Annotated in this window: 18 protein-coding genes and 1 tRNA gene; 6 read left to right on the top strand and 13 right to left on the bottom strand. The window is 69.4% G+C overall.

Annotated features, from left to right (window positions below):
* Nucleotides 1-82: 82 nt before the first annotated feature.
* Both typA and J2728_RS02610 read right to left on the bottom strand, forming a co-directional pair.
* Nucleotides 83-1918 carry a translational GTPase TypA gene (typA, locus tag J2728_RS02615; protein WP_309995965.1) on the bottom strand — a complete coding sequence of 612 codons (1836 nt, stop codon included), beginning with the start codon at nt 1916-1918 and terminating at the stop codon, nt 83-85.
* Nucleotides 1919-2673: 755 nt separating this feature from the next.
* Nucleotides 2674-3582 carry an N-formylglutamate amidohydrolase gene (locus J2728_RS02610; protein WP_309995963.1) on the bottom strand — a complete coding sequence of 303 codons (909 nt, stop codon included), beginning with the start codon at nt 3580-3582 and terminating at the stop codon, nt 2674-2676.
* A gap of 169 nt (nt 3583-3751) precedes the next feature.
* Here J2728_RS02610 and cpdR point away from each other — a divergent pair, with 169 nt between their 5' ends.
* Together cpdR and J2728_RS02600 are read left to right on the top strand one after the other, a co-directional pair.
* A complete protein-coding gene (cpdR, locus tag J2728_RS02605; protein WP_066681226.1) occupies nt 3752-4108 on the top strand; it encodes a cell cycle two-component system response regulator CpdR in 357 nt (118 codons plus the stop codon).
* A 113-nt stretch (nt 4109-4221) separates the two neighbouring features.
* Nucleotides 4222-4296 (top strand) — tRNA-Val (locus tag J2728_RS02600).
* A 265-nt stretch (nt 4297-4561) separates the two neighbouring features.
* Here the strand turns inward: J2728_RS02600 and J2728_RS02595 are convergent.
* From J2728_RS02595 to J2728_RS02585, 3 genes are all read right to left on the bottom strand, one after another.
* Nucleotides 4562-4978, bottom strand: coding sequence for a cupin domain-containing protein (locus tag J2728_RS02595; RefSeq protein WP_309995960.1), 417 nt, complete (start codon nt 4976-4978; stop codon nt 4562-4564).
* Between the two features lie 51 nt (nt 4979-5029).
* Nucleotides 5030-5794 (bottom strand): alpha/beta fold hydrolase, encoded by a 765-nt coding sequence (locus J2728_RS02590; RefSeq protein ID WP_309995958.1) that lies wholly within the window; start codon nt 5792-5794, stop codon nt 5030-5032.
* Between the two features lie 162 nt (nt 5795-5956).
* On the bottom strand, nt 5957-8251 hold the full coding sequence (locus tag J2728_RS02585; RefSeq protein ID WP_309995955.1) for a TonB-dependent receptor: 2295 nt from the start codon (nt 8249-8251) through the stop codon (nt 5957-5959).
* 304 nt (nt 8252-8555) lie between these two features.
* On the opposite strand from J2728_RS02585, the gene J2728_RS02580 reads away from it, so the two are divergent.
* Nucleotides 8556-8690, top strand: a complete 135-nt coding sequence (locus J2728_RS02580; RefSeq protein ID WP_309995952.1) for a hypothetical protein — start codon at nt 8556-8558, stop codon at nt 8688-8690.
* Between the two features lie 4 nt (nt 8691-8694).
* Here the strand turns inward: J2728_RS02580 and J2728_RS02575 are convergent, their stop codons facing one another.
* The gene (locus tag J2728_RS02575; protein WP_309995950.1) at nt 8695-8925 is read right to left on the bottom strand and encodes a DUF5961 family protein; all 231 of its coding nucleotides are present in this window, start codon (nt 8923-8925) and stop codon (nt 8695-8697) included.
* A gap of 392 nt (nt 8926-9317) precedes the next feature.
* Between J2728_RS02575 and J2728_RS02570 the strand changes: the two genes are divergently transcribed.
* Nucleotides 9318-10541, top strand: a complete 1224-nt coding sequence (locus J2728_RS02570; RefSeq protein WP_309995948.1) for an OmpA family protein — start codon at nt 9318-9320, stop codon at nt 10539-10541.
* A 253-nt stretch (nt 10542-10794) separates the two neighbouring features.
* On the opposite strand, the gene mnmC2 is transcribed toward J2728_RS02570, so the two are convergent.
* From mnmC2 to motA, 3 genes are all read right to left on the bottom strand, one after another.
* On the bottom strand, nt 10795-12582 hold the full coding sequence (mnmC2, locus tag J2728_RS02565; protein ID WP_309995945.1) for a tRNA (5-methylaminomethyl-2-thiouridine)(34)-methyltransferase MnmC2: 1788 nt from the start codon (nt 12580-12582) through the stop codon (nt 10795-10797).
* Between the two features lie 203 nt (nt 12583-12785).
* A complete protein-coding gene (locus J2728_RS02560; RefSeq protein WP_309995944.1) occupies nt 12786-13115 on the bottom strand; it encodes a hypothetical protein in 330 nt (109 codons plus the stop codon).
* 119 nt (nt 13116-13234) lie between these two features.
* Nucleotides 13235-14101: a flagellar motor stator protein MotA gene (gene motA / locus J2728_RS02555; protein ID WP_309995942.1), complete on the bottom strand. Its 867-nt coding sequence runs from the start codon at nt 14099-14101 to the stop codon at nt 13235-13237.
* Between the two features lie 138 nt (nt 14102-14239).
* On the opposite strand from motA, the gene J2728_RS02550 reads away from it, so the two are divergent.
* Complete coding sequence (locus tag J2728_RS02550) at nt 14240-15553, top strand: MFS transporter (RefSeq protein WP_309995939.1); 1314 nt, start codon at nt 14240-14242, stop codon at nt 15551-15553.
* Nucleotides 15554-15557: 4 nt separating this feature from the next.
* Here J2728_RS02550 and fixK read toward each other — a convergent pair whose 3' ends face one another.
* Entirely contained in the window at nt 15558-16220 is a 663-nt protein-coding gene (fixK, locus tag J2728_RS02545) for a transcriptional regulator FixK (protein WP_309995936.1), read from the bottom strand.
* A gap of 159 nt (nt 16221-16379) precedes the next feature.
* Here fixK and fixT point away from each other — a divergent pair, with 159 nt between their 5' ends.
* Nucleotides 16380-16754 (top strand): oxygen-responsive sensory/signaling system negative regulator FixT, encoded by a 375-nt coding sequence (fixT, locus tag J2728_RS02540; RefSeq protein WP_309995933.1) that lies wholly within the window; start codon nt 16380-16382, stop codon nt 16752-16754.
* A gap of 23 nt (nt 16755-16777) precedes the next feature.
* Here the strand turns inward: fixT and fixJ are convergent, their stop codons facing one another.
* The 3 genes from fixJ to J2728_RS02520 form a co-directional block, all read right to left on the bottom strand.
* Entirely contained in the window at nt 16778-17386 is a 609-nt protein-coding gene (fixJ, locus tag J2728_RS02535) for a response regulator FixJ (protein WP_309995931.1), read from the bottom strand.
* Complete coding sequence (locus J2728_RS02530) at nt 17379-18863, bottom strand: PAS domain S-box protein (RefSeq protein WP_309995929.1); 1485 nt, start codon at nt 18861-18863, stop codon at nt 17379-17381. The genes fixJ and J2728_RS02530 overlap by 8 nt, the downstream gene beginning before the upstream one ends.
* A gap of 225 nt (nt 18864-19088) precedes the next feature.
* The gene (locus J2728_RS02520; RefSeq protein ID WP_309995922.1) at nt 19089-20687 is read right to left on the bottom strand and encodes an amino acid ABC transporter ATP-binding/permease protein; all 1599 of its coding nucleotides are present in this window, start codon (nt 20685-20687) and stop codon (nt 19089-19091) included.
* Between the last annotated feature and the right edge of the window lie 5 nt (nt 20688-20692).

The raw sequence follows: 20692 nt of genomic DNA, 5'->3' as shown, positions 1-20692 counted from the left end.
GGGGATGCGCGCCAAGAAAAAAGGCCGCCGCCCAGCCTGGGCGACGGCCTTGGTCCAGTTCGACGCGACGCGTCGGAAGGCTCTAGTCTTCCTTCGTGCGCTTCTTGCGGAACGAGGGGTTCAGCTGCTGCTTGCGCAGGCGGATGTTCTTCGGGGTCACTTCGACCAGCTCGTCGTCCTCGATGTAGGCGATCGCCTGTTCGAGGGTCATGCGGCGCGGCGGGGTCAGGCGGATCGATTCGTCCTTGCCCGAGGCGCGGACGTTGGTCAGCTGCTTGGCCTTCATCGGGTTGACGTCCAGGTCGTCCGAGCGGCTGTTCTCGCCGATGATCATGCCCTGGTAGGTCTTCTCGCCGGCGCCGACGAACATCACGCCGCGCTCTTCCAGGTTCCACAGCGCGTAGGCGGCGGTTTCACCATCCGAGTTCGAGACGAGCACGCCCTTGCGCTGTTGGTCGATCGGGCCCTTGTGCGGCTCGTAGTGGCTGAACACGCGGTTCAGCACGCCCGAACCGCGGGTGTCGGTCAGGAACTCGCCCTGATAGCCGATCAGCGAGCGCGACGGCGACAGCAGGGTGATGCGGGTCTTGCCCGCGCCCGACGGACCCATGTCCTTCAGCTCGGCCTTACGAGCCGACAGCTTTTCGATGACGATGCCGGTGAACTCGTCGTCCACGTCGATCATCACGTCTTCCATCGGCTCCAGGCGCTGTCCGGTTTCCGGATCGGTCTGGAACACCACGCGCGGACGGCTGATCGACACCTCGAAGCCTTCGCGGCGCATGTTCTCGATCAGCACGCCCAGCTGCAGTTCGCCGCGGCCGGCGACTTCATAGGCGTCCTTTTCCGAGGTCTCGGTGACGCGGATGGCCACGTTGCTCTCGGCTTCCTTCAGCAGGCGGTCGCGGATGACGCGCGACTGGACCTTGTCGCCTTCGCGGCCGGCCAGCGGGCTGTCGTTGACCGAGACGGTCATCGAGATGGTCGGCGGGTCGATCGGCTGGGCGGGCAGGGCGTCGGTGACTTCCATGGCGCACAGCGTGTCGGCCACGGTGGCCTTGCTCATGCCGGCGATGGCGACGATGTCGCCGGCCTCGGCGCCTTCGTCGACGGGCTGGCGCTTCAGGCCGCGGAAGGCCAGCACCTTGGTGATGCGGCCGCGCTCGATCTCGTTGCCGTTACGGTCCAGGGCGTGGATGGCCATGCCGGGGACGGCCTTGCCGCTCTCGATGCGGCCGGTCAGCAGGCGGCCCAGGAACGGGTCGCTTTCGATCAGCACGTTCAGGATCTGGAACGGCTTGTCCTTGTTCTCGGCGACCTTGGGCGGCGGCACGTGGCGCACGATCAGGTCGAACAGCGGGGCGAGCGTGTCGCTGGGCTGGTTCAGGTCCAGCGTGGCCCAGCCGGCGCGGCCCGAGGCGTAGATGTGCGGGAAGTCCAGCTGCTCGTCCGTGGCGCCGATGGCGGCGAACAGGTCGAACGCTGCGTTGTGCACGCGGTCCGGATCGGCGTGGGCGCGGTCGACCTTATTGATGCAGAGGATCGGGCGCAGGCCCATCTTCAGCGCCTTGGTCAGCACGAACTTGGTCTGCGGCATGACGCCTTCCTCGGCGTCGACCAGCAGGACGCAGCCGTCCACCATGCCCAGGATGCGCTCGACCTCGCCGCCGAAGTCGGCGTGGCCGGGGGTGTCGATGATGTTGATGCGGGTTTCGCCCGCCTCACCGTTCCAGAGCACCGAGGTGCACTTGGCCAGGATGGTGATGCCGCGCTCACGCTCCTGGTCGTTGGAGTCCATCGCCCGTTCGGTCGTGGCTTCGTTGGCGCGGAACACGCCGGACTGAGCCAGCAGCTGGTCGACGAGGGTGGTCTTGCCATGATCGACGTGCGCGATGATGGCGATATTTCGCATGTTCATGGGAACGGACGGACTTTCGGGAGATCTGGGCGGGAAGAATACGGGATGACGCGTCAAGCGTCAGGCGCGCGGCTTTTACGCGACCGCGCACGATTTATCCACCCCTGACGCTCGGAATGCTTTGTCGCTGGTAACCGGTGTCATCACCAAACCCTTACCGGACTTGGCTTTGCGTGATGTTCTCGGCAGAGACGGTTTCAGTCGTAACGAATTGTGCGGCGCAGCATGACTAAAAATGATGCACTATCTTTTGGCGACCCTAGGTAACCCTTGTCGCATAAGGCGTTGCTCCAATCCCCCTCAAAAAAATAGGAATTGAACCGCAATTTTCCGCTTGCCCAATTTTGCGTCGCACCCTATAAACAATCCCGTGAGGCGGCGCTGCCGCTTCTGCCCTTCCTGGGCGTTTCCTCCCTAATGAACTAGCCCGGCGGTTTCGCCGGGCTTTTTTTTTGGCCCAAGCGGCCGCGGGCGTCGTTGATCCATGACAACGCGCCGGGTTCGGAGGGGTTCGGGGATGTGAAACCCTCTCTCTTTGAGAGAGGGAGGGGCCCGCGCCGAAGACGTGGGAGGGTGAGAGGTTACGGACCCGCCCGGCTTGAGCGTCCAAGCCCGCCGCGAATCCGCGATGCCAAGCCCGCTTCCGAAAGCTTTGATCTGAAAGTTCCGAGGTTCGCCGTCGACCGCGAAACCTCTCACCCTCCCATGCTTCGCATGGGCCCCTCCCTCTCTCAAAGAGAGAGGTTTCTTGGGAGCTACTTCAGCTCAGCCACATCCATCGCGGCCAAGGCCCGGGTGAGGGTCTCGGCGTCGGCGGTCAGCTTCTCCAGGCCCTCGGTGGGCTCGCGCGTGTCCTCGTCCATATAGAGCGCGCGGTTGATCTCGATCTGCAGGGCGTGGGTGCGCTTGGCCGGGCGGCCATAGTGCTCGGTGGTGTAGCCGCCGGCATAGGGCGCGTTGCGGGCGACGCGATAGCCCAGGGCTTCCAGCTCGCGCTCGACCAGGGCGGTCAGCTTGGGCGAGCAGGCCGCGCCGAAGCGGTCGCCCAGCACGATGTCGCAGGATCCGCCCCGGCCTCGAACGCCGCGCGCGGCGGCGGCGGGCATCGAGTGCCAGTCGATCAGGATCGCCGACCCATGCGCGGCGCGCGCCGCCGCCAGCTGGCGGTCCAGGGCGTCGTGATAGGGGCGGTGGGCCAGCTCGATCCGGTCGCGGGCCTCGGCGAAGGTCAGCTTGCGGGCGTAGATCGGCCGGCCCTCGCCGGCGATCCGGGGAATCGCCCCCAGCCCCGCCGCCACGCGCGCGGTGCGGCCATGCGCGTAGTCCGGCAGGTCCTCGTCGAACATCGCCGGGTCCAGCTCCCAGGGCTCGCGGTTCAGGTCGACATAGGCGCGGGCCAGGCGGGCGAGAATCACGGACGCGCCCAGGGCGGGGGCGCCGGCGATGATCCGATCGACGAAAGCGTCCTCCGAGGCGCGCAGCGTTTCGACGGGCAGGCGGGCGGCTTCGACCATGTCTGGCGGATAGACCCCGCCCGAATGCGGCGAGGCGAAGACCAGCGCCGTCGGCGGCGGCGCGCCGGCCGGCGCCGCGCGCAGCACATCGAAGGCTTGTCCCGTCAGGGTTTCCAGCTTCTCGGACACGATCGGCCGCGCAACGCTCATGGCCCATCATCGAAGCGCGCGCCCCCAGGGTCAAATGGCGATTTGTCGAGGATCAAGCCGCCAACCGATCCGTCCACAGCCGCGACGTTTAGGTTCATCCCCGATTTACGCTGAACTTGCTAAGGTGGTCGGAAGCTACGACTTCTTAATCTTCAGGACACGTGACCTCATGGCCCGCATCCTTCTCGCCGAAGACGACGACTCCCTCCGCGGCTTCCTGGCCCGCGCGCTGGAACGCGCCGGATTCGAAGTGACGGCCTGCGCGGACGGCGAGGAAGCCGTCCAGCACCTCGACACCAACTGGGACCTGCTGCTGACCGACATCGTCATGCCCGGCATGGACGGCATCGAGGTGGCCCGCCAGGCCGCCGCGCGCGACCCGGGCCTGCGCATCATGTTCATTACCGGCTTCGCCGCCGTGGCCCTGTCGGCGCAAGACCGCGCGCCGGCCGGCTCCAAGGTGCTATCCAAGCCCGTCCACCTGCGCGACCTGGTCGCCGAGGTGGAGAAGATGATGGCCGCCTAAAAAACCACCCGAAAAAGTTTTGGGGGCGGCTTGCGCGCCGGCCAAGCCGCCGCTATACCCCCACACCTTCCCGGCCGGGACGTCTTCACGAAGGCGCTTCGGATCGCTTCGGCGGACGCGTAGCTCAGCGGGAGAGCACTACGTTGACATCGTAGGGGTCACAGGTTCAATCCCTGTCGCGTCCACCATCCTCCCTCAGTCTTTCTGATCGTCGGCGAGCCCTAGGCTCGCTTCGGCCCGGCGTGCGTCGCGTGGGCGGCAAGGCTGATCTGGCGCGCTCGGAAGCGGGCGTGTTGAAAGTCCGGTTGGCGAGCTAGCGCTCCTGGGAGCCTGCCCTTTCAGGTCTCGGCCAGTTGCGTCGGTGGGGCGAGCGTCGCCGCTGGTTTCGACGGGCTTGGATCCGTCGTCCGCTTCTAGAACGCGGCGAACGACGGATCTGGTCAGGCCGAGCGACTATCGAGATCCAGCGACCTCCGGAGCGGGCTCCACTAGCGGCCTGCCCTTCTTGACGATGTAGGTCGCCAGCTCGGCGCCGTTCGTCGTTCCGGGATTGCGCGCCTTGTGCGCGACGCCCGACGGCACGAACAGCACCTCCCCGGCCCGCAAGGTCACGGGGCTTTTGCCTTCGAGCTGATACTCCAGCACCCCCTCGAGCACGTAGATGACCTCCTCGCCGGGATGGCGGTGCCAGGGGGCGGTGGCGCCGGGCGCGATATCGATGCGGGCCTGCACCGTCTCATGCCCGGGGATCGACAGGTCGTGACGCTGCAGGTCGGTGCGTTCGACGGCCGGACGCGGCGGGTTGGGCGCGGCGAGCGTCGCCGAGCCGATGAAGGCGGTGGCCAGGGCGACGCCCAGGATCTTGCGCATGGCTTGCTCTTTCCAATTGTCGAGCCAAGGGCTCGGGCTTCTCGATGAAGGCTACTTGCTGACGACGCCCCGGGCCGCCGCTTCGATCACCGCGGCCACCGCCTTGGGCTGGGACGCGAAGACGACGTGGCTGCCCTTCACCTCGGTGGCCTTGGCGCCGATGCGACGGGCGGTCTTGCGCAGGAGCTCGGGCGCGATGGCGCCGTCCTCGGTCGCGACCACGGCCCAACTCGGCTTGGTCTTCCAGGCGGCGACCGTCAGCTTGGCGCTCAGCGCGGCCATGGCCACGGGATTTTGCGAGGCCTGTAGGAAGGCCGCGTCCTTCTCGGAGAGATCGGCCGCGAAGCCCGCGCGGAACGTTTCGGCCTTGAGGAAGGCGAAGCCATCCGGGGTTTCCTGGGGCTGGAAGTTGGGCGGCGGCGGGATATCCGCGTACTGGTCCAGCACCGATTGGCCGACGTCCGGCGCGAAGGCCGCGACGTAGACCAGGCCCGCGACCTTGGGGTTGTCACCGGCCTGGCTGATCACCGCGCCGCCGTAGGAGTGGCCCACCAGGATCACCGGGCCGTCCAGCCGCGCGATGACCCGGTTGGTGGCCGCGACGTCGTCTTCCAGCGAAGACAGCGGGTTCTGCACGATGCTCACCTTGTAGCCGTCGGCGGTGAGCTGGTCGTAGACGCCGCGCCACCCCGAGCCGTCGGCGAAGGCGCCGTGCACGAGGACGACATTCTTCACCGCCGGCGCGGTGGGTTGAGCGAAGGCCGACGCCGTGGCGGCCGCGGCCAGGACGGTGGAGAGCAGGATGGACTTCAACATGGGTGGCTCCTCGGTGTGATTTGCTGTGATATTTGTTATCGTGATATCTATCTGCGCCCGCCCATCGCCCACGTCAAGCGCAATAATTGTTATCGCGATAATTTATTTGGCCTGAGATGCGCCACGCGAACGCGGATCGGCCATGCGCTCGTGAAGCGCTGTCTAGAACGGCCTCGCCGTCAGCGTCACGCCGACCGTGCGCGGGTCGCCCAGGATCGCGGCGTAGGGCGTGATGGACGTCGCGCCGGCGAAGCCGATGGCATAGCGCTTGTCGAACAGGTTCTTGGCCCACAGCGTCGCCGACCAGCGGTCGCCCTGGCCGCGCAGGCCGACGCCGGCGTTGGTCAGGGCGTAGCCGCTCTGGCGGGCGTAGGCCGACAGCGGGGTCAGCGCGCTTCGGCCGCGCCAGGTCTCGTTGGCGTAGGCGAACAGGTGAAGACCGCCGGCCAGCGGCTGCTCCCACCGCGCGCTGACATTGCCGGTCAGATTCGGCGCGAACGACATTTGCTCGCCCGACAGGTCCGCCGTGGGCGGGGCGCCGGCGTAGGTCAGCTCGGCGGGCGGCGGGGCGTTGGCATAGGAGACGTAGATCGCCTCGCCCCAGGCGGCGGCGAACGACAGGTTCAGACGTCGGGTGACCTGGGCGGCGCCCTCGGCCTCGATCCCCCGCAACCGCACCTTGCCGACATTGGCGAGATAGGAGCGAGCGGTCGCGCCGGCCGGGTCGATGTAGGGGGCCTGATAGCCGTCGATCGTGTCGCGATAGAGGTTGACGTTCAGGGTCGCCCGGCCGCCGGCCAGGGTGGTCTTGACGCCCAGCTCGTAGTCCGTGGATTTCTCGGGATCGATGATGATCCGGTCGCCCGGCCGGGCGCCCAGATTGGCCGCGCCGGACTTCTCGCCATAGCTCAGACTGGCGTAGGCCAGGACGCCCTCGCTGATCCGGTACGAGGGATTGATCAGCCAGGATAGCGAGCCGTCCTCGCGCCGGCCCCGCACGACGTAGTCGGGGCCCGTAACGGCCGCGCGATAGGCGGCGTAGGGCGCCAGGCGACCGATCAGGGCCGCGCCGCCGAACGAGACGGCGGTGTTGGACGCCTCGCGATCCTCGTGGGTGTAGCGCAGGCCCGCGGCCAGGGCGGCCCGATCGCTGGCATGCCAGGTTCCGTGGGCGAAGATCGCCGCGCTGGTGGTGTCGGCCACGCCGATCTGGTCGCCCTCGACCCCCTCCAGCACCGCGTCGGGCAGCCGCGGCGAGACGAAGAAGGCGGTGGCCTTCGAGAGCAGGCGGACGCGGTAGTTGCTGCGCGCCTCCTGCTTCAGCAGATAGATCCCGGTCTGCCAGTCGACGGCGCCGCCCTCTGGCGAGGCCAGGCGCAGTTCCTGCGAGTACTGATCGACGTCGACGTCATAGCCGCTGCGGAAGATCGGGTAGGGCGTGCCGTCGCTGTCGTTGTTGGGCCGGTAATGGAACCGCCGCCAGGCGCTGATCGAGGTCAGGACATGGTCGCCCAGCTTGAAGGTGGCGATGTTCGAGACGCCGTCCGTCCGCGCGATGGCGCGGGCCTGGGCGTCGAAATTGGCGTCCTCGACATCATAGGACGGCGTGTAGCCAAAGCCGGTCGCCAGCCTGCGCGCCCAGCCGTTGCGCGGCGCGCCATTGGCGTAGGTCAGCGGGTCGGCCACCGCGGGCGTGTAGTTGTTGTACTCCCGGGTGTCGTAGTGCTCGACGATCAGGCGGTCGCTGAAGCGCGTGTTGGGATCGAACAGCAGCTGACCACGCACGGCCCAGCGGTGGTTGTCCAGATAGCGCTTTGCGTCGGCCTTGTTGCGGACCCAGCCGCCGCCGGTGTCGCCGTACAGGGTCAGGCGGCCGGCGATCTTGTCGGCGACGAGCGGGCCCGAGAGGTTGACGCGCAGCTGGCGGCGATCGCGGCTGGCGGCGGTGACGCCGACCATGGCCTCCGGCGCGTACGACGGCGCCTTGGTGGTGACGACCAGGGCGCCGACGGTGGTGTTCTTGCCCAGCAGCGTGCCCTGCGGGCCGCGGGCCAGCTCGATATGGTCCAGGTCGACGAAGTCCAGCCACGAGAAGCCGGGGTGGGTGAGGAAGACGCCGTCGACCATCAGGCCAACCCCGGCTTCGGAGCCGTCGCTGTTGGCGTTGCCGCCCACGCCTCGGACGGTCAGGGTCGACACGCGCGCGTTCTGCTGCAGGGCCGCGAAATTGGCGATCTTGGCGGCGTAGTCGGCCACGCGGTCGAGACGCTCGGTCTCCAGCACCCGGCCCGAGACGGCCGAGACCGTGATCGGCGCGTCCTGGAGTTTTTCCTCGCGGCGGCGGGCGCTGATGACGATCTGGTCCACGGCGTTGTCGTCCGCCGCGCCGGGGGCCTCGGCGGCCGGGGCCGGGCCGGCCAAGGCCAGCATGCCGCCCAGCGCGCTGGCCGCGGCCATGAAGGTCCGCTTTCTTGAGTTCGGATTGGATCGCATGGACGCCCCCGGGAAGACCGACGGACGACCCGCGCATCCTCGATCATTAGTCTAGCTGTTCGATAGAGTTATTGGGGCGGTCTCGGCAATGCGGTTCGTGCGCGGCGGAGGGCGGATTTTCCATGGCGCGCGCGTCGGTCGTCATCGGCCTTTCGCGGGACCCTGGGAACCTGATCCGCGCTGAACGGATTCGGTCTTCAGCCAGGAGGATCCGCATGGTCCATTTCCCGATCCTCGTCCGCGTCGCCCCGCGCGCGCGGGGGCGGTCATGAGCGGCGATCCCGCCGAGACGCCCAAGGCCAAGGGACGCGGCCGGGGCGTGATCTTGATCGCCATGGCCTTCGTCATCGCGTGCGTGGCGGGCTTCCTGCTGGTGGCGATCGGCTTTGGCCACCGCGGCTAACGGGCTAGCCGCACGGCTCCGTCCGGCCCGTGTTCAGATCGACCCGGAAGCACTGTTCATGGCCGCTCGCGTCGTCGCGGACGATCAGGCTGACGATCTCGTTCCCATTCTCGTCCTCCTCCGGCTCGTGGCCGAACGCCTCGAGATAGGCGACCGCGGCGGCCTCGGCGGTGGGTTCATCGATGGGGCGGGCGTGGCCGCCGTGCAGGTGGCGGGCGCGGACGATGTAAGGCATGCCAGGACTCCGGAGCGGCGGCTCGCCTCCCAGAACGCGCCGCGCCGGGATTGGATTCACGCCTGGCCCTCTTGGCTGGCCGGCGGTTCACGCGAAATCGTCAGGAGTCAGAGGAAAGGGTTCCTGGTTCCCCTCAACCCGTCCTCGACCCCGCCGGGGCGTGCAAGCTAGGCTGATTATGTCCGCGATATCAGCCACTTAAAAAGTGGCGTGATGTGTCCCTGTGGCGCTAAGCGCTGCCTCATCGTGGCGACGAGCCGCATAAATTTCACAATTCGCCCCATTCTGTTGCTTTCGAGCAACACCCAAATCGCGGTCGAGTGCGTTTGTCGTCGTGGGTCCCGCTGAGACACGTCGGGACCGCGACATTCGAAAAGTAGAGGGTATATCAAATGAAGATGCGGTTGCTGGTCGGCGTGGCGACGGTGGCGCTGGGCGCCGCCTCGGGCGCTCTGGCCCAGAGCGCTACGAGCGGTTGGTACGTCGGCGCGGACGTCGGCTATCACGAGTCCAAGGACGTCAAGGCCACGTCCACCAACAACTATCAATGGAACTTCGGCGGCGACAAGGACTGGGCCGGTTTCGGCCGCCTGGGCTACAAGTTCACCCCGAACTGGCGCGTTGAAGCCGAGTACGGCTACCGTCCGAACGACATCAAGAGCGTTCGCGGCGCCGGCCTCGCCGGTTCGACGACCGGCCAACCGATCGGCCTCTGCGCCCCCGGCGTGGTCCGTAGCCCCGCCGCTCCGGAGTGCGGCGAGCTCGATGGCAAGATGAAGGCCACGACCCTGATGGCCAATGTCATCTTCGACATGGCCCCGAACTCGAGCCTGAACCCGTTCATCGGCGCCGGCGTCGGCACCGCCTGGGTTCACAACAAGGTGTACGGCCAGCTGTCGGGCGTTCCGACCGGCGCCGCGCGCTTCCAGAACGCCAGCTTCGACGACGTCGATCAGGCGTTCGCCATGCAAGGCATCGTCGGCCTGGGCTGGAACTTCGCGCCGAACTGGTCGATGGACCTGACCGGCCGCTACCTGCGCACCACCAAGCTCGACTGGGGTTCGGTGACGCAAAACGTCGGTCCCGCCGGCGGCTTCATCACCGACGTCGGCACCTTCTCGGGCCGCTACAAGGACACCTCGGTGACCCTGGGCCTGCGTTACACGTTCGGCGCCCCGCCGCCGCCGCCCCCGCCGCCCCCGCCTCCGCCCCCGCCGCCCCCTCCGCCGGCTGAAGCTCCCCCGCCGCCGCCTCCTCCGCCGCCGGCCGCTCCGGCCTACGAGTCGCGTGAGTTCGTGGTCTACTTCCCGTTCGATCAGTACGTCCTGACGCCGGAAGCCCAGGCCGTGGTCCAGCAAGCCGCTGACTACGCCAAGGGTGGCGGCGCGACCAAGATCGTCGTGACGGGTCACACCGACACCTCGGGTTCGGACGCCTACAACCGCCGCCTGTCGGAACGCCGCGCCAAGGCCGTCGCCGATGGCCTGGTGGGCATGGGTGTCAACGCCACGGCCCTGGCCGTCGACTGGAAGGGCGAAAGCGCTCCGGCCGTCGCGACTGGCGATGGCGTCAAGGAACCGCTGAACCGCCGTTCGACGGTGTCGATCAACTTCTAAGGTTTTCCGTTCGGAAGATCCGGAGGGCTGGCCGCGAGGCCAGCCCTCTTCTCTTCAGACAGCTAGGGCTGGCCGCGAGGCTGGCCCTTTCTTTTTCGCGCCTTGGCTTGGGACGGCCTTAAACGAAAGGACGCTCCCGATGGGGGCGGGAGCGTCCTGGACGGCGGGCCTAGTGGGCGGCGGCCGTCGCGACGCGGCCGGTATGAGGGCGCAGGCCGCGTGTCGATGGAACCGTGTCGATAGCCTTGCTCGACTATACGCTGGCGGCTTCGGCGAGCGAGTCGAAACGGGCCGGATCCACCAGGTGCGACAATTGGCGCGGGAGGGGCGAGGGGACGCCCAGCAGGCCGGCGATCACGTGTTCGGCCAGCAGCGGCGCCAGGCAGAGGCCGCGCGAGCCCAGGCCCGTCAGCAGCCAAGGGCCGTCCGCGCGGGCGCCGGCCAGCGGCAGGTGGTCGGGCACGGTGGCGCGCAGGGCCGCTCGGCCCTCCAACGCCTTGCCCTCCAGTCGCTGGGCCAGGCGGGGCAGGCCCTTGGCCAGGGTGACGAGGTTGCGGAGATGGTCCTCGGCCCGCACATCCGTCGCCGTCTGGTCGCGGTCGTGGGTGGCGCCGAACAGCACGCCGTCGCGGGTCGGGATCGCATAGCCGCCAAAGGCCGCCGGCGCCGGCGCCGGCGTCGCGACGCCGCTGGCCCAGCTGGCCTGGCCCCGCACCGGTCGCAGGGGCAGGGCGGGATCAAGCGCCGCGCTGGCCGCGCCGCCGGCCAGGACCACGGCGTCGGCGCGCAGGATCAGGCCCCCCGCCGCGTCCAGCAGCCGCCAGGCGTCGCCGTCGCGCTCCAGCTGGGCGACGCGCGCGGCGACGGTCCCGCCGATCCAGGCGGCGCGGATCGTCGGCGGCTCGACGACCTGGGCCGAAGCCATGGCGAGCGCTGGCGTCGCCTCGCCGAGCCGGTCTTCCGTCCTGGCCGGATCGAGGGGCGTCATGGCGCCGGGCTCGAAGATGTCCTGAAGGGCGACGGCGGCGAAGCGGGCGGGATCGCGCTCGGCGTTGGCCAGTTGCAGCACCTCGCGAGCCACGACGGCGCCGGGCGTGGCGGCGTACAGCGCCGTCGCGCGCGCCAGGGCCTGGGCGTACAGCGCCGCGCGCGGGCCGCCGCCGGCGTCGAGGGCGGGGGTGACCAGGCCCGTGGGATTGCCCGAGGCGGCGACGCCGTCCGGGTCGTCGATCACCGTGACGGAAAGGCCCTCGGCCCGCGCCGCCCGCGCCAGCGCGGCGCCGGCGATCCCGCCGCCGATGATCGCCAGGCTTTGGGGACGCGAGGGGACCACGCGTTGGCCGGGAAGCCAGGCCTCCAGCCGCTCGCGCTTGCGGCCGAAACCGGGGCGCTTGGCGATCTCGAAGCCCGCCGCTTGCAGACCGCGCCGCACCGCGCCGGCGACGGTGAAGGTCGCCGCCCGCGCGCCGGGCGCCGATCGCGCGGCGACGGCGGCCAGCACCTCCTCGCGCCACATGGCGGGGTTCAAGGCGGGGGAGAAGCCGTCCAGGAACCAGGCGTCGGCCGCGCCGTCCCAGGCCTCCAGCGCCTCGACCACGTCCATCACGGCCAGGTCCAGCACCGCGTCGAAGCCGGGCAGGTCCACCCGGTGGAAACCGCGCGCCCGGCCTGGCCAGGCGTCCAGCAGCGCTTGCGACGCTTCGCCCAGTTCGGGCCAGTGGGCCAGGATCCGGGCGGCCTCCTCGCGGTCCAGCGGATGGGCCTCGATCGAGAAGATCCGCAAGCGCGCGCCGTCCGGCTTCTCGCGCCGCCACAGGTCCAGCAGGGCGGCGATGTTCAGCCCCGAGCCGAAGCCCAGCTCGCCGACGACGAAGTCGCGCCGGCCCGCGAACCGTTCCGGCAGGCCGCAGCCGCGCAGGAACACCGCCCGCGTCTCGGCCAGCCCATCGACGCTGGAGAAGTAGACGTCGCCATACAGGCTGGACTGCGGCAGGCCGTCCTCGCGCCAGACGAGCGGACTGGAAGGGGCGGTGGGATCCATGCGGTTGCTAGAGCGCCGGCGGCGGGCGGGCGTCAACGAAAAAGGGCCGCCTCGCGGGAGGCGGCCCTTTGAACCTCGAGGGGCGTTGAGCCTAGAGCGTGACGCCGAAAGTGGGAACCGGTTTCGGCGCGAGTCACGCTCTAAGTGTTTGATTTAGAGCCTCGTTATCGCGTCAAACCGATTCCGTTTGGACGCGCGAGGCTCTAGTGCGCGGCCTTCTTCTCGGCCGGCTTGGCGTCCGCGGCGGCCGTGGCCGAGGCGTCGGCCGGAGCGGTGGTCGAGGTCGCGCCGGTGGCGGCGGCGTCGGCCGGATCGACCGGGGCGTTGGCGGCCTCGGCGGCTTCCTTGTTGGCGTCGGCGGCGGCCTGGTCCTGGGCCGAGGCGGCTTCGGTCACGGTGCTGGCGTCGGCGGCGGCGGCCTTGGCGGCGGCGCTCTCGTCCCCGCCTTCGTCCTTCTTGCCGCAGGCGGCCAGCGACAAAGCCGAGACGGCCATGCCGGCGATCAGCAGCTTGCGGAGCATGGTGGTGCGCATGAGGTTTCCCTTCCGAGTGGACGCGTCGCTGGAACGCGACGTCTTCATGGAAGGCATAACGCGTTCAGGGCTCCGCGCAAACGCGGGAGCCCGAACGTGTCGCATTATTCATTCGGGATCTATTCGTTCGGGATTTGGGCCAGCGCCTCTTCCAGCTCGGCGAAGCTGGGCTGGGCGGGCGAGGGGACGTTGCCGCGGCCGATCTCGACCGAGATCTGGGCGGCGTTGCCGTGCAGGTGGGCGACCAGGACGGCCTGGATGATCTTGTAGAAGGCCGCGTCCTCGTTGACGACCGCCTGCAGGCGGGCGGCCATCGGACCGACCAGGCCATAGGCCATGAACACGCCCAGGAAGGTGCCGACCAGCGCGCCGCCGATCATGCCGCCCAGGACGGCTGGCGGCTCGGTGATCGAGCCCATGGTCTTGATGACGCCCAGCACGGCGGCGACGATGCCCAGGGCGGGCAAGGCGTCGGCCATGCTCTGCAGGGCGTGGGCCGGCTCAAGCGCCTCGTGGTGGTGCTTCTCGAGCTGCTTTTCCATCGCGTCCTCGACCTGGTGGGGATCCTCCAGGTTCATGGTCATCATCCGCAGGGTGTCGCAGATGAAGTCGACGGCGAAGTGGTCGTGGGTGATCTTCGGGTAGCGCTCGAAGATCTTGCTCTCGTGCGGCTTTTCGATGTGGCTTTCCAGGGCGATGACGCCCTTGGACTTCATCGTCTTGGTCAGCAGGAACAGCAGCGACAGCAGGTCGCGATAGTCGCTGGCCTTCCACTTGGGGCCGGCGAAGATCTTGCCGAAGCCGCCCGCCGTGGCTTTGATCACGGTCATCGAGTTGGAGATCAGGAACGCGGCGATGCCGGCGCCCAGAATGGCCATCAGTTCGTGCGGCGCGGCGTGCAGGATCACGTCCATCTTGCCGCCACCCATCAGGTAGCTGCCGAACACCAGGGCGAACAGCAGGACGATGCCAATGATCTGGAACATGGTGAGCAGCCGACCCCGAGTTTGAGCGCGCATCATCGGAGTTAATGCTTAATCCAAGGTTCTCGCCGCGACGATTAAGGGCGGCGCGGCCCCGCGACACGTTGCGCGGGCGCGCGACCGGGTCTAACGATCGTTTTGATGACTGGGGAGACATCAGAAGCCCGGACCAACCGCGGCGCGTTCGCGATCCTCTTCGGCGTGTCGGTGGCGACGGCCCTGGGGAACACCGGCATGCTGTCGGTGCTGCCCGCCATCGGCCGGCAGATCGGCATCCCCGACGCCATGGTCGCGGCGATCTTCTCCCTGTCGGCGGTGCTATGGGCCGTGACGTCGCCGTTCTGGGCGCGTCAGTCGGATCTGCGCGGCCGCAAGCCTCTCATCATGCTGGGCCTGGCGGGCTTCTGCGTCTCGATGACGCTGTGCGCGATCGTCGTCTCGGCCGGCCTGCATCACCTGGCCCCGCCGATGGTGATCTTCGTGCTGTTCCTGCTGTGCCGAGCGCTGTTCGGCGGCGTGGGCTCGGCCGCCAATCCGGCCACCCAGGCCTATATGGCCGATCGCACCAGCCGCGAGGAGCGCACCCAGACCATGGCCACCTTGGCCGGCGCCTTTGGCCTGGGCACGGTGGTCGGCCCGCTGCTGGCGCCGCTGTTCGTGCTGCCGTTCGTGGGGCTGGCCGGGCCGATGTTCGCCTTCGCCCTAATCGCCGCGATCATGCTGGTGGTCGTGCATCGCGGCCTGCCCGAGACCTTCAAGCCCGGACGAGGCGACGCCCCGCCGCGCAGCAAGATGGGCCTGCCGTGGCGCGGCGAGGGGGCGGCGCTGTGGCGCGATCCGCGGCTGAAGCCCTTCCTGATCTACGGCTTCCTGGTGGCCGCGTGCCAGACGGCCCAGACCCAGACCCTGGGCTTTCTGATCATCGACAAGCTGGGCCTGCCGCCGGTGAAGGCGCAGGGCTTCATCACCCTGGCCATGGCGGCGGGCGCCGTGGCCGGGCTGCTGGCCCAATGGGGCCTGATCCGCATGTTCCGCATGGGCCCGCGCGAGCTGATGCGCTGGGGCGCGGCCGCGGCGGTGCTGGGCAATGTCGTGGTGGCCTTCGCGCCGGACTACGCGGCCGTGGCCATCGGCTACGCGATCGCCAGCCTGGGCTACGGCTTCGCGCGGCCCGGCTTCACGGCCGGGGCGTCGCTGTCGGTCGGGGCCAAGGACCAGGCCGGCGCGGCGGGCGCGATCGCGGCGATCAACGGCCTGAACGTGGTCGTCGCGCCGCTGTTCGTGCTGCTTTACGAGCAGGTCGGCTGGGGGCCGTTCGTGCTGAACGCCCTGATCCTGCTGGCCATGCTGGTCTACGCCCTGCGCCAGGCGATGCTGCGCTCGGTCAGCCAGGGCTCGCCAGAGCAGGAGGCGACGATGGCGGGACTAGAGCGTAGCGACGAAGGCGGGGTCTAGAGCGCTAGGCCGTCATCCGCTCAAGCGCGCGGCGGTCCTGCAGCACCACGTGGCGGACGCTGGGCAGGGCGATCAGGCCCTCGTCCTGCAGGCTGGTCAGCGTGCGCGAGACGGTCTCGATGGTCAGGCCCAGATAGTCGGCCATGTCCTGGCGGCTCATCGGCACGTCCAGCTCGGCCTTGGCGTTCGTGCGCTCGGCGATGTCGAGCAAGAGGCCCGCGACGCGCTCCTGGGCCGAGCGGCGACCCAGCATCAGCACGTGGTCCTGGCTGCGTTGCAGGCCCTCGGCGGTCAGGCGCAGGATGGCGCGGGCCGCGTCGCCGCGCTTGGCGGCCAGGTCGCTGAGGGCGCCCCGACGGATCATGCGGATGGTGGTGTCGGTCATGGCCTCGCCCGTGACCCGGTGGGCCTCGCCCAGCTCCAGGCCGAAATAGTCGCCGGCGAAGTGGAACTCGTCGATCTGGCGACGGCCGTCGCGCAGGATGCGGTAGGTCCGCACCGCGCCCGAGACGACCTGATAGACGTAGTCGGCGGTTTCGCCTTCGCCGAAGATCTCCTCGTCGCGAGCGAAGCGCGGGCAGGCGCAGGGCATGGAGAGGACCACGTCGAGACTGGCGTCGAGATGGACGGCCGGTTCGAAGCTCTGAGCGCGGATCGGAGACAGCATTGGAAACCCCTGGTTGCCCGAGGGTTATTGCGCCAAAGCAAAAGTCGCGAAATTCGGGGGAGCCGCCTAAGGAAGCCTCGCTAAGGGAAACCCCTTATGCGGCGACCCTTTACAAACGCGTTTTGACTCGGATCAAAGTCAGCGACGGGCCTGGCTGCGATGTTCTCGGTCATGTGCGACCGGCCCGACCTGTCGGACGGCGACGTCCGACCCCTGATCCTCTTGCTTGTTTCGGACGAGCCCTTGCGTGACGCGCTGCGGTTCTCCCTGGAGACCGAAGGCTACAGCGTGACGGCGCCGCCGTGCGCGGACGGCTGCGCGTCGTGCCTGGACTGCCGCGCCGCCGCCTGCGTGATCATCGACGACGGCTCGGCGCCGCTGCCGCCGCCCGTTCCCGGCCGCTCGACCATCGTCCTGACCAGCGACGCCCAGCGCTTCCAGCGCCAGGGCGTCAAGGACGTCACGGTGGTGGAAAAGCCGCTGCTGGACGACGCGCTGGGGCGCGAGGTCGCGGCGCTGCTGGCCAAGCACTAACTTCGGCGAGGCCAGCGCCCTAGCTAATCCCCGCGCACCGACAGGGTCATGCGCACCAGGGCCGCCAGGTTGTCGGCCTGCATCTTGGTCATCAGCTTGGCGCGGTAGATCTCGACGGTGCGCGGGCTGATGCCGAGCTCCCGGGCGATGACCTTGTTGGCGTGGCCGGCGACCACCCCGTCCAGCACCTGGCGCTCGCGCTCGGATAGGCTTTCGATGCGCTTGAGGACGGCGGCCTGGTCGGTGGAGACCGGGGCGGCCTCGACCGACTTGAACGCCCGCTGCAGGGCGTCCAGCATCCGCGACTCCGAGAACGGCTTCTCCAGGAAGTCGACGACGCCCGAGCGCATGGCCTCGACCGCCATCGGGATGTCGCCGTGGCCGGTGATCATCACGATCGGCATCTTCACCTTCAGGGCCGCCAGCCGCGCGACCAGGTCCTGGCCGCTCATCTCGGGCATGCGCACGTCGGTGATGATCACCCCCGGTGTCGCGGTCTCCAGGGCGTCCAGAAAGGCCGGGGCGCTGGCGTAGGTCACCACCTCGAAGTCGGCGGACTCCAACAGGAAGGCCAGGGACTCGCGGGCGCTTTCGTCGTCGTCGACCACATGCACGACGGGGGCGTCACTCATCGACGGTCTCCTTGGCGGCCGCCTGTTCGGCGGGCGGTAGCGTAAAACAGAAACGGGCGCCGCCGGCCGGATTGGCCTCGGCCCAGATGCGGCCGCCGTGCGCCTCGATGATCGAGCGCGAGATCGACAGGCCCACGCCCATGCCCTGCGGCTTGGTGGTCATGAACGGCTGGAACAGGCGCTCCAGCACCGCCTCGGCGATGCCGGGGCCGGTGTCGTCGACGATGACCCGCGACCAGCCCTCGTCGGTCAGGTCGCTGCTGATCAAGAGGGCGCGCTTCTTGGGCTCCTGGACCTGCATGGCGTCGATGCCGTTGCGGATCAGGTTCAGCAGCACCTGCTGCACCTGGACCCGGTCGGCGAACACCGCGTCGGCCTTGGGGTCGAGATTGAGGCGCACGTCGACCTGGCGCTCCTTCTCGCCGATCAGGGCCAGGGCGCTGGCCTCCTCGATCAGTTTGGACAGGCTCTCGGCCTCGCGCTCGCTGGCGCCGCGGCGGACGAAGTCGCGCATGCGGTGGATCACCTCGCCGGCCCGCAGGGCCTGGGCGGCGGCGCGGTCGATGGCGTCGCGGATCTTTGCCTGGTCGGCCTCGCGGCCGCGATCCATCAGACGGCGCGAGCCGGTCAGCAGGTTGGCGATGGCCGACAGCGGCTGGTTCAGCTCGTGAGCCAGGGTCGAGGCCATCTCGCCCATGGCCGTCAGGCGCGAGACGTGGACCAGCTCGTTCTGCAGCTCCTGGAGGCGGGTCTCGGTCTCCTGGCTTTCCGTCAGATCACGGATGAAGCCGGTGAACGAGGGCGTCGGGCCCTTGGTCTCGCCGACCGCCAACTCCATCGGAAAGGTCGAGCCATCCCTGCGGCAGCCGACCACGATCCGGCCCGAGCCGATGATGCGGCGCTCGCCGGTGCGGGCGTAGCGCCCCAGATAGCCATCGTGCTGGGCCTTGTACGGCTCGGGCATCAGCAGGCTGACGTTCTTGCCCAGCACCTCCGGCTCCTTCCAGCCGAACATCCGCTCGGCGGCGGGGCTGAACGAGGTCATCAGGCCCTGGCGGTCGATAACGACCACGGCGTCTGGCACGGTGTCGAGGATCGAGCGCAGGTGGTCGTTGACCGCGGCGGCGCGCCGGCGCGCGGCGTGGAACCAGCCGCCGCCCAGCGCCATGCCAAAGCCGGTCGACAGAAAGATCGCCGCGCACAAACCGCTGACCAGGTTGAACGGAATGTCCCGCGTCATCCACCAGACGCCGGCCCAGGCCAGGATGGTGGCGAAGACGCCAGGCCACAGCCCGCCGAGGGCGGCGCTGATCAGCACCGCCGGCACGAACAGCAGGAACGACGACGGCGCGGTGAAGGCCTCGGGCATATACAGGCGCGAGACGGCCGTCGCCATGACCGACACCAGGGCGGTGACATAGGCGGCGGGGCGAGGATCGCTGAACAGGGTCGAGGACCAACCTCGGGCGGGCTTCATCCGCGCAAACACTCCGACGGAAACGCGGCCCTTATAGGCGACGTGGTTTGAGGCAGGTCAAGGCGAGCCGTCGTGGCGATGTTCAAGCTCTTGTCTTCAATCAAGGGAGACGCTCATGTCGGACGGACAAACCGCTTATCTGGGTCTGGTGGTCGTGGCGTTCGCCGCCTTCGCGCTGGCGCTGTTCGCGACTCATATCCGGGTGAACCTAAAATAGGGCGTCCTTCAAGGCGCTGTCACGAGGCCCGGCGGTTCGACCGTCGGGCCTTTTTCGTGCCCTGATGCTTGGCCCAGGCGCAGGACGCGATCGCAGATCGCGGCCGGCGCCGGGCGGTGGCTGATCAGCACCAGCCCCTGGCCGGTGCGCGCCAGGCGTCGTTTCAGGCCCTCGACCACGCGGGCCTCGGTTCGAGCATCCAGGCCCTCGGTTGGCTCGTCCAGCAGCAGCCAGGGCGCCTGGCGCAGATAGGCCCGGGCCAGGGCCAGGCGACGGCGCTCGCCGCCCGACAGCCGCTCGCCGTCGTCGCCGACATAGGCCGACAGCTCGCCCGGCGCGGCGCGGACGCGATCGGCCAGGCCCGCGTCCTCCAACGCTTCCCACAGCATCGCGTCGCTGGCCTGAGGCGCGGCCAGGCGCAGGTTCTCGCGCACGGTCCCGGCGACCAGGCCCGCGTCCTGCGGCAGCCAGGCGAAGGCGGCGCGGGGCAGCGGGGCGGGCGTCTCGCGCAGGCCCAGCAGGGTCTCGACCAGGGTGGTCTTGCCGCAGCCGGAAGGGCCGACGATGGCCAGGCGCGCGCCGGGCTGGAGGGTGTGGTCCAGGATCGTCAGGACGGGCGCTTCAACCAAGGGCGCCGAGGTCGGGCGCGGCGCGTGGCGCAACAAGGCGTTCAGCCGCTCGCGGGCTTCCCGCGCCGCGCCGTCCTGGTCGAAGGCGTGGGCCAGGCCCGCCAGCGCCTCGACGCTCATGGCGGCGGCCAGGCCCGCCAGGGCGGCCAGCGGCGCGCCGGCCGGGGCGGCGGCGGCCATGGCCGCGGCGACGGCGGCGCCCAGGATCGCGGCCTGGCTGGCCAAAACCAGGCCCTGGGCGCGGGCGGCGGCCAGGCGGGCGGCCTCCAGATCGGCGGCGCGGTGGTTCAGGGTCTGGCCGGCCCAGTCTTCCAAGCCGTAGGCGCGCAACTCGGCGGCGGCCGAGACCAGCGCGGCGGCGCTGTCCTTCAAGACGCCGACCTTGGTCTGGACGGCGGCGCGGGCGGGAGCCGAGAAGCGGCGGGCAAGGGCGCGGGCCGACAGGATCGCCGCGGCGGCGGCGGTCAGGATGACGAGGCTGGGCGCCCATCCCGCGAAGGCGGTCAGGAACAGGCCCGCGCCCAGACCGGCGACGGCGCTCCACGGGGCGGACAGGCGCACGAAGCGGGTCTCGACGGCGTCGACATCCTGCACCAGCCGGGCCGAGGCCTCGCCCCGCGACAAGGCCAGGGACTCCGCGGGCGGCGCGGCGGCGAGGCTGGCGAAGACCGCCGGGCGGATGGCGGCCAGCGCCCGCAGGGCGGCGGCGTGACCGGTCAGGCGCTCGGCGTAGCGGGCGACGGTGCGCAGGATGGCCAGCAGCCGGATTCCGGCGCTGGGCAGCAGCACGTTGAAGGCGTGGGCGGCCGCCAGGCCCGTCGCGCCGGCGGCGGCGCTGGCGACGATGAACCAACCCGAGAGGCCGAGCAGCAGGGTCGAGGCCGCGCCGACCACCACGGCGCTCAGGATCGCTAGGCGCAGATCGCCGGCGCGAGCGCGCTTCTGGACGCGGATCAGATCGTCGAGGGGCGTGGGCAAGGTCT

The sequence above is a fragment of the Caulobacter segnis genome (genome assembly GCF_031454995.1).
In the GTDB taxonomy this organism is placed as follows: Bacteria; Pseudomonadota; Alphaproteobacteria; order Caulobacterales; family Caulobacteraceae; genus Caulobacter; species Caulobacter segnis_E.
The sequence above is the reverse complement of the archived record's forward strand: the minus strand, read 5'-3'. Positions and strand labels throughout refer to the sequence as shown.

What these genes read in the sequence shown, in the direction of transcription:
- typA (WP_309995965.1), bottom strand. Translation starts at nt 1,918, where the DNA reads ATGAACATGCGAAATATCGCCATCATCGCGCACGTCGATCATGGCAAG.
- J2728_RS02580 (WP_309995952.1), top strand. Translation starts at nt 8,556, where the DNA reads ATGAGCGGCGATCCCGCCGAGACGCCCAAGGCCAAGGGACGCGGCCGG.
- J2728_RS02530 (WP_309995929.1), bottom strand. Translation starts at nt 18,863, where the DNA reads ATGAAGCCCGCCCGAGGTTGGTCCTCGACCCTGTTCAGCGATCCTCGC.
- J2728_RS02585 (WP_309995955.1), bottom strand. Translation starts at nt 8,251, where the DNA reads ATGGCCGCGGCCAGCGCGCTGGGCGGCATGCTGGCCTTGGCCGGCCCG.
- J2728_RS02560 (WP_309995944.1), bottom strand. Translation starts at nt 13,115, where the DNA reads ATGCGCACCACCATGCTCCGCAAGCTGCTGATCGCCGGCATGGCCGTC.
- cpdR (WP_066681226.1), top strand. Translation starts at nt 3,752, where the DNA reads ATGGCCCGCATCCTTCTCGCCGAAGACGACGACTCCCTCCGCGGCTTC.
- fixJ (WP_309995931.1), bottom strand. Translation starts at nt 17,386, where the DNA reads ATGAGTGACGCCCCCGTCGTGCATGTGGTCGACGACGACGAAAGCGCC.
- J2728_RS02590 (WP_309995958.1), bottom strand. Translation starts at nt 5,794, where the DNA reads ATGTTGAAGTCCATCCTGCTCTCCACCGTCCTGGCCGCGGCCGCCACG.
- J2728_RS02595 (WP_309995960.1), bottom strand. Translation starts at nt 4,978, where the DNA reads ATGCGCAAGATCCTGGGCGTCGCCCTGGCCACCGCCTTCATCGGCTCG.
- J2728_RS02610 (WP_309995963.1), bottom strand. Translation starts at nt 3,582, where the DNA reads ATGAGCGTTGCGCGGCCGATCGTGTCCGAGAAGCTGGAAACCCTGACG.
- fixT (WP_309995933.1), top strand. Translation starts at nt 16,380, where the DNA reads ATGTTCTCGGTCATGTGCGACCGGCCCGACCTGTCGGACGGCGACGTC.
- J2728_RS02575 (WP_309995950.1), bottom strand. Translation starts at nt 8,925, where the DNA reads ATGCCTTACATCGTCCGCGCCCGCCACCTGCACGGCGGCCACGCCCGC.
- motA (WP_309995942.1), bottom strand. Translation starts at nt 14,101, where the DNA reads ATGTTCCAGATCATTGGCATCGTCCTGCTGTTCGCCCTGGTGTTCGGC.
- fixK (WP_309995936.1), bottom strand. Translation starts at nt 16,220, where the DNA reads ATGCTGTCTCCGATCCGCGCTCAGAGCTTCGAACCGGCCGTCCATCTC.
- mnmC2 (WP_309995945.1), bottom strand. Translation starts at nt 12,582, where the DNA reads ATGGATCCCACCGCCCCTTCCAGTCCGCTCGTCTGGCGCGAGGACGGC.
- J2728_RS02570 (WP_309995948.1), top strand. Translation starts at nt 9,318, where the DNA reads ATGAAGATGCGGTTGCTGGTCGGCGTGGCGACGGTGGCGCTGGGCGCC.
- J2728_RS02550 (WP_309995939.1), top strand. Translation starts at nt 14,240, where the DNA reads ATGACTGGGGAGACATCAGAAGCCCGGACCAACCGCGGCGCGTTCGCG.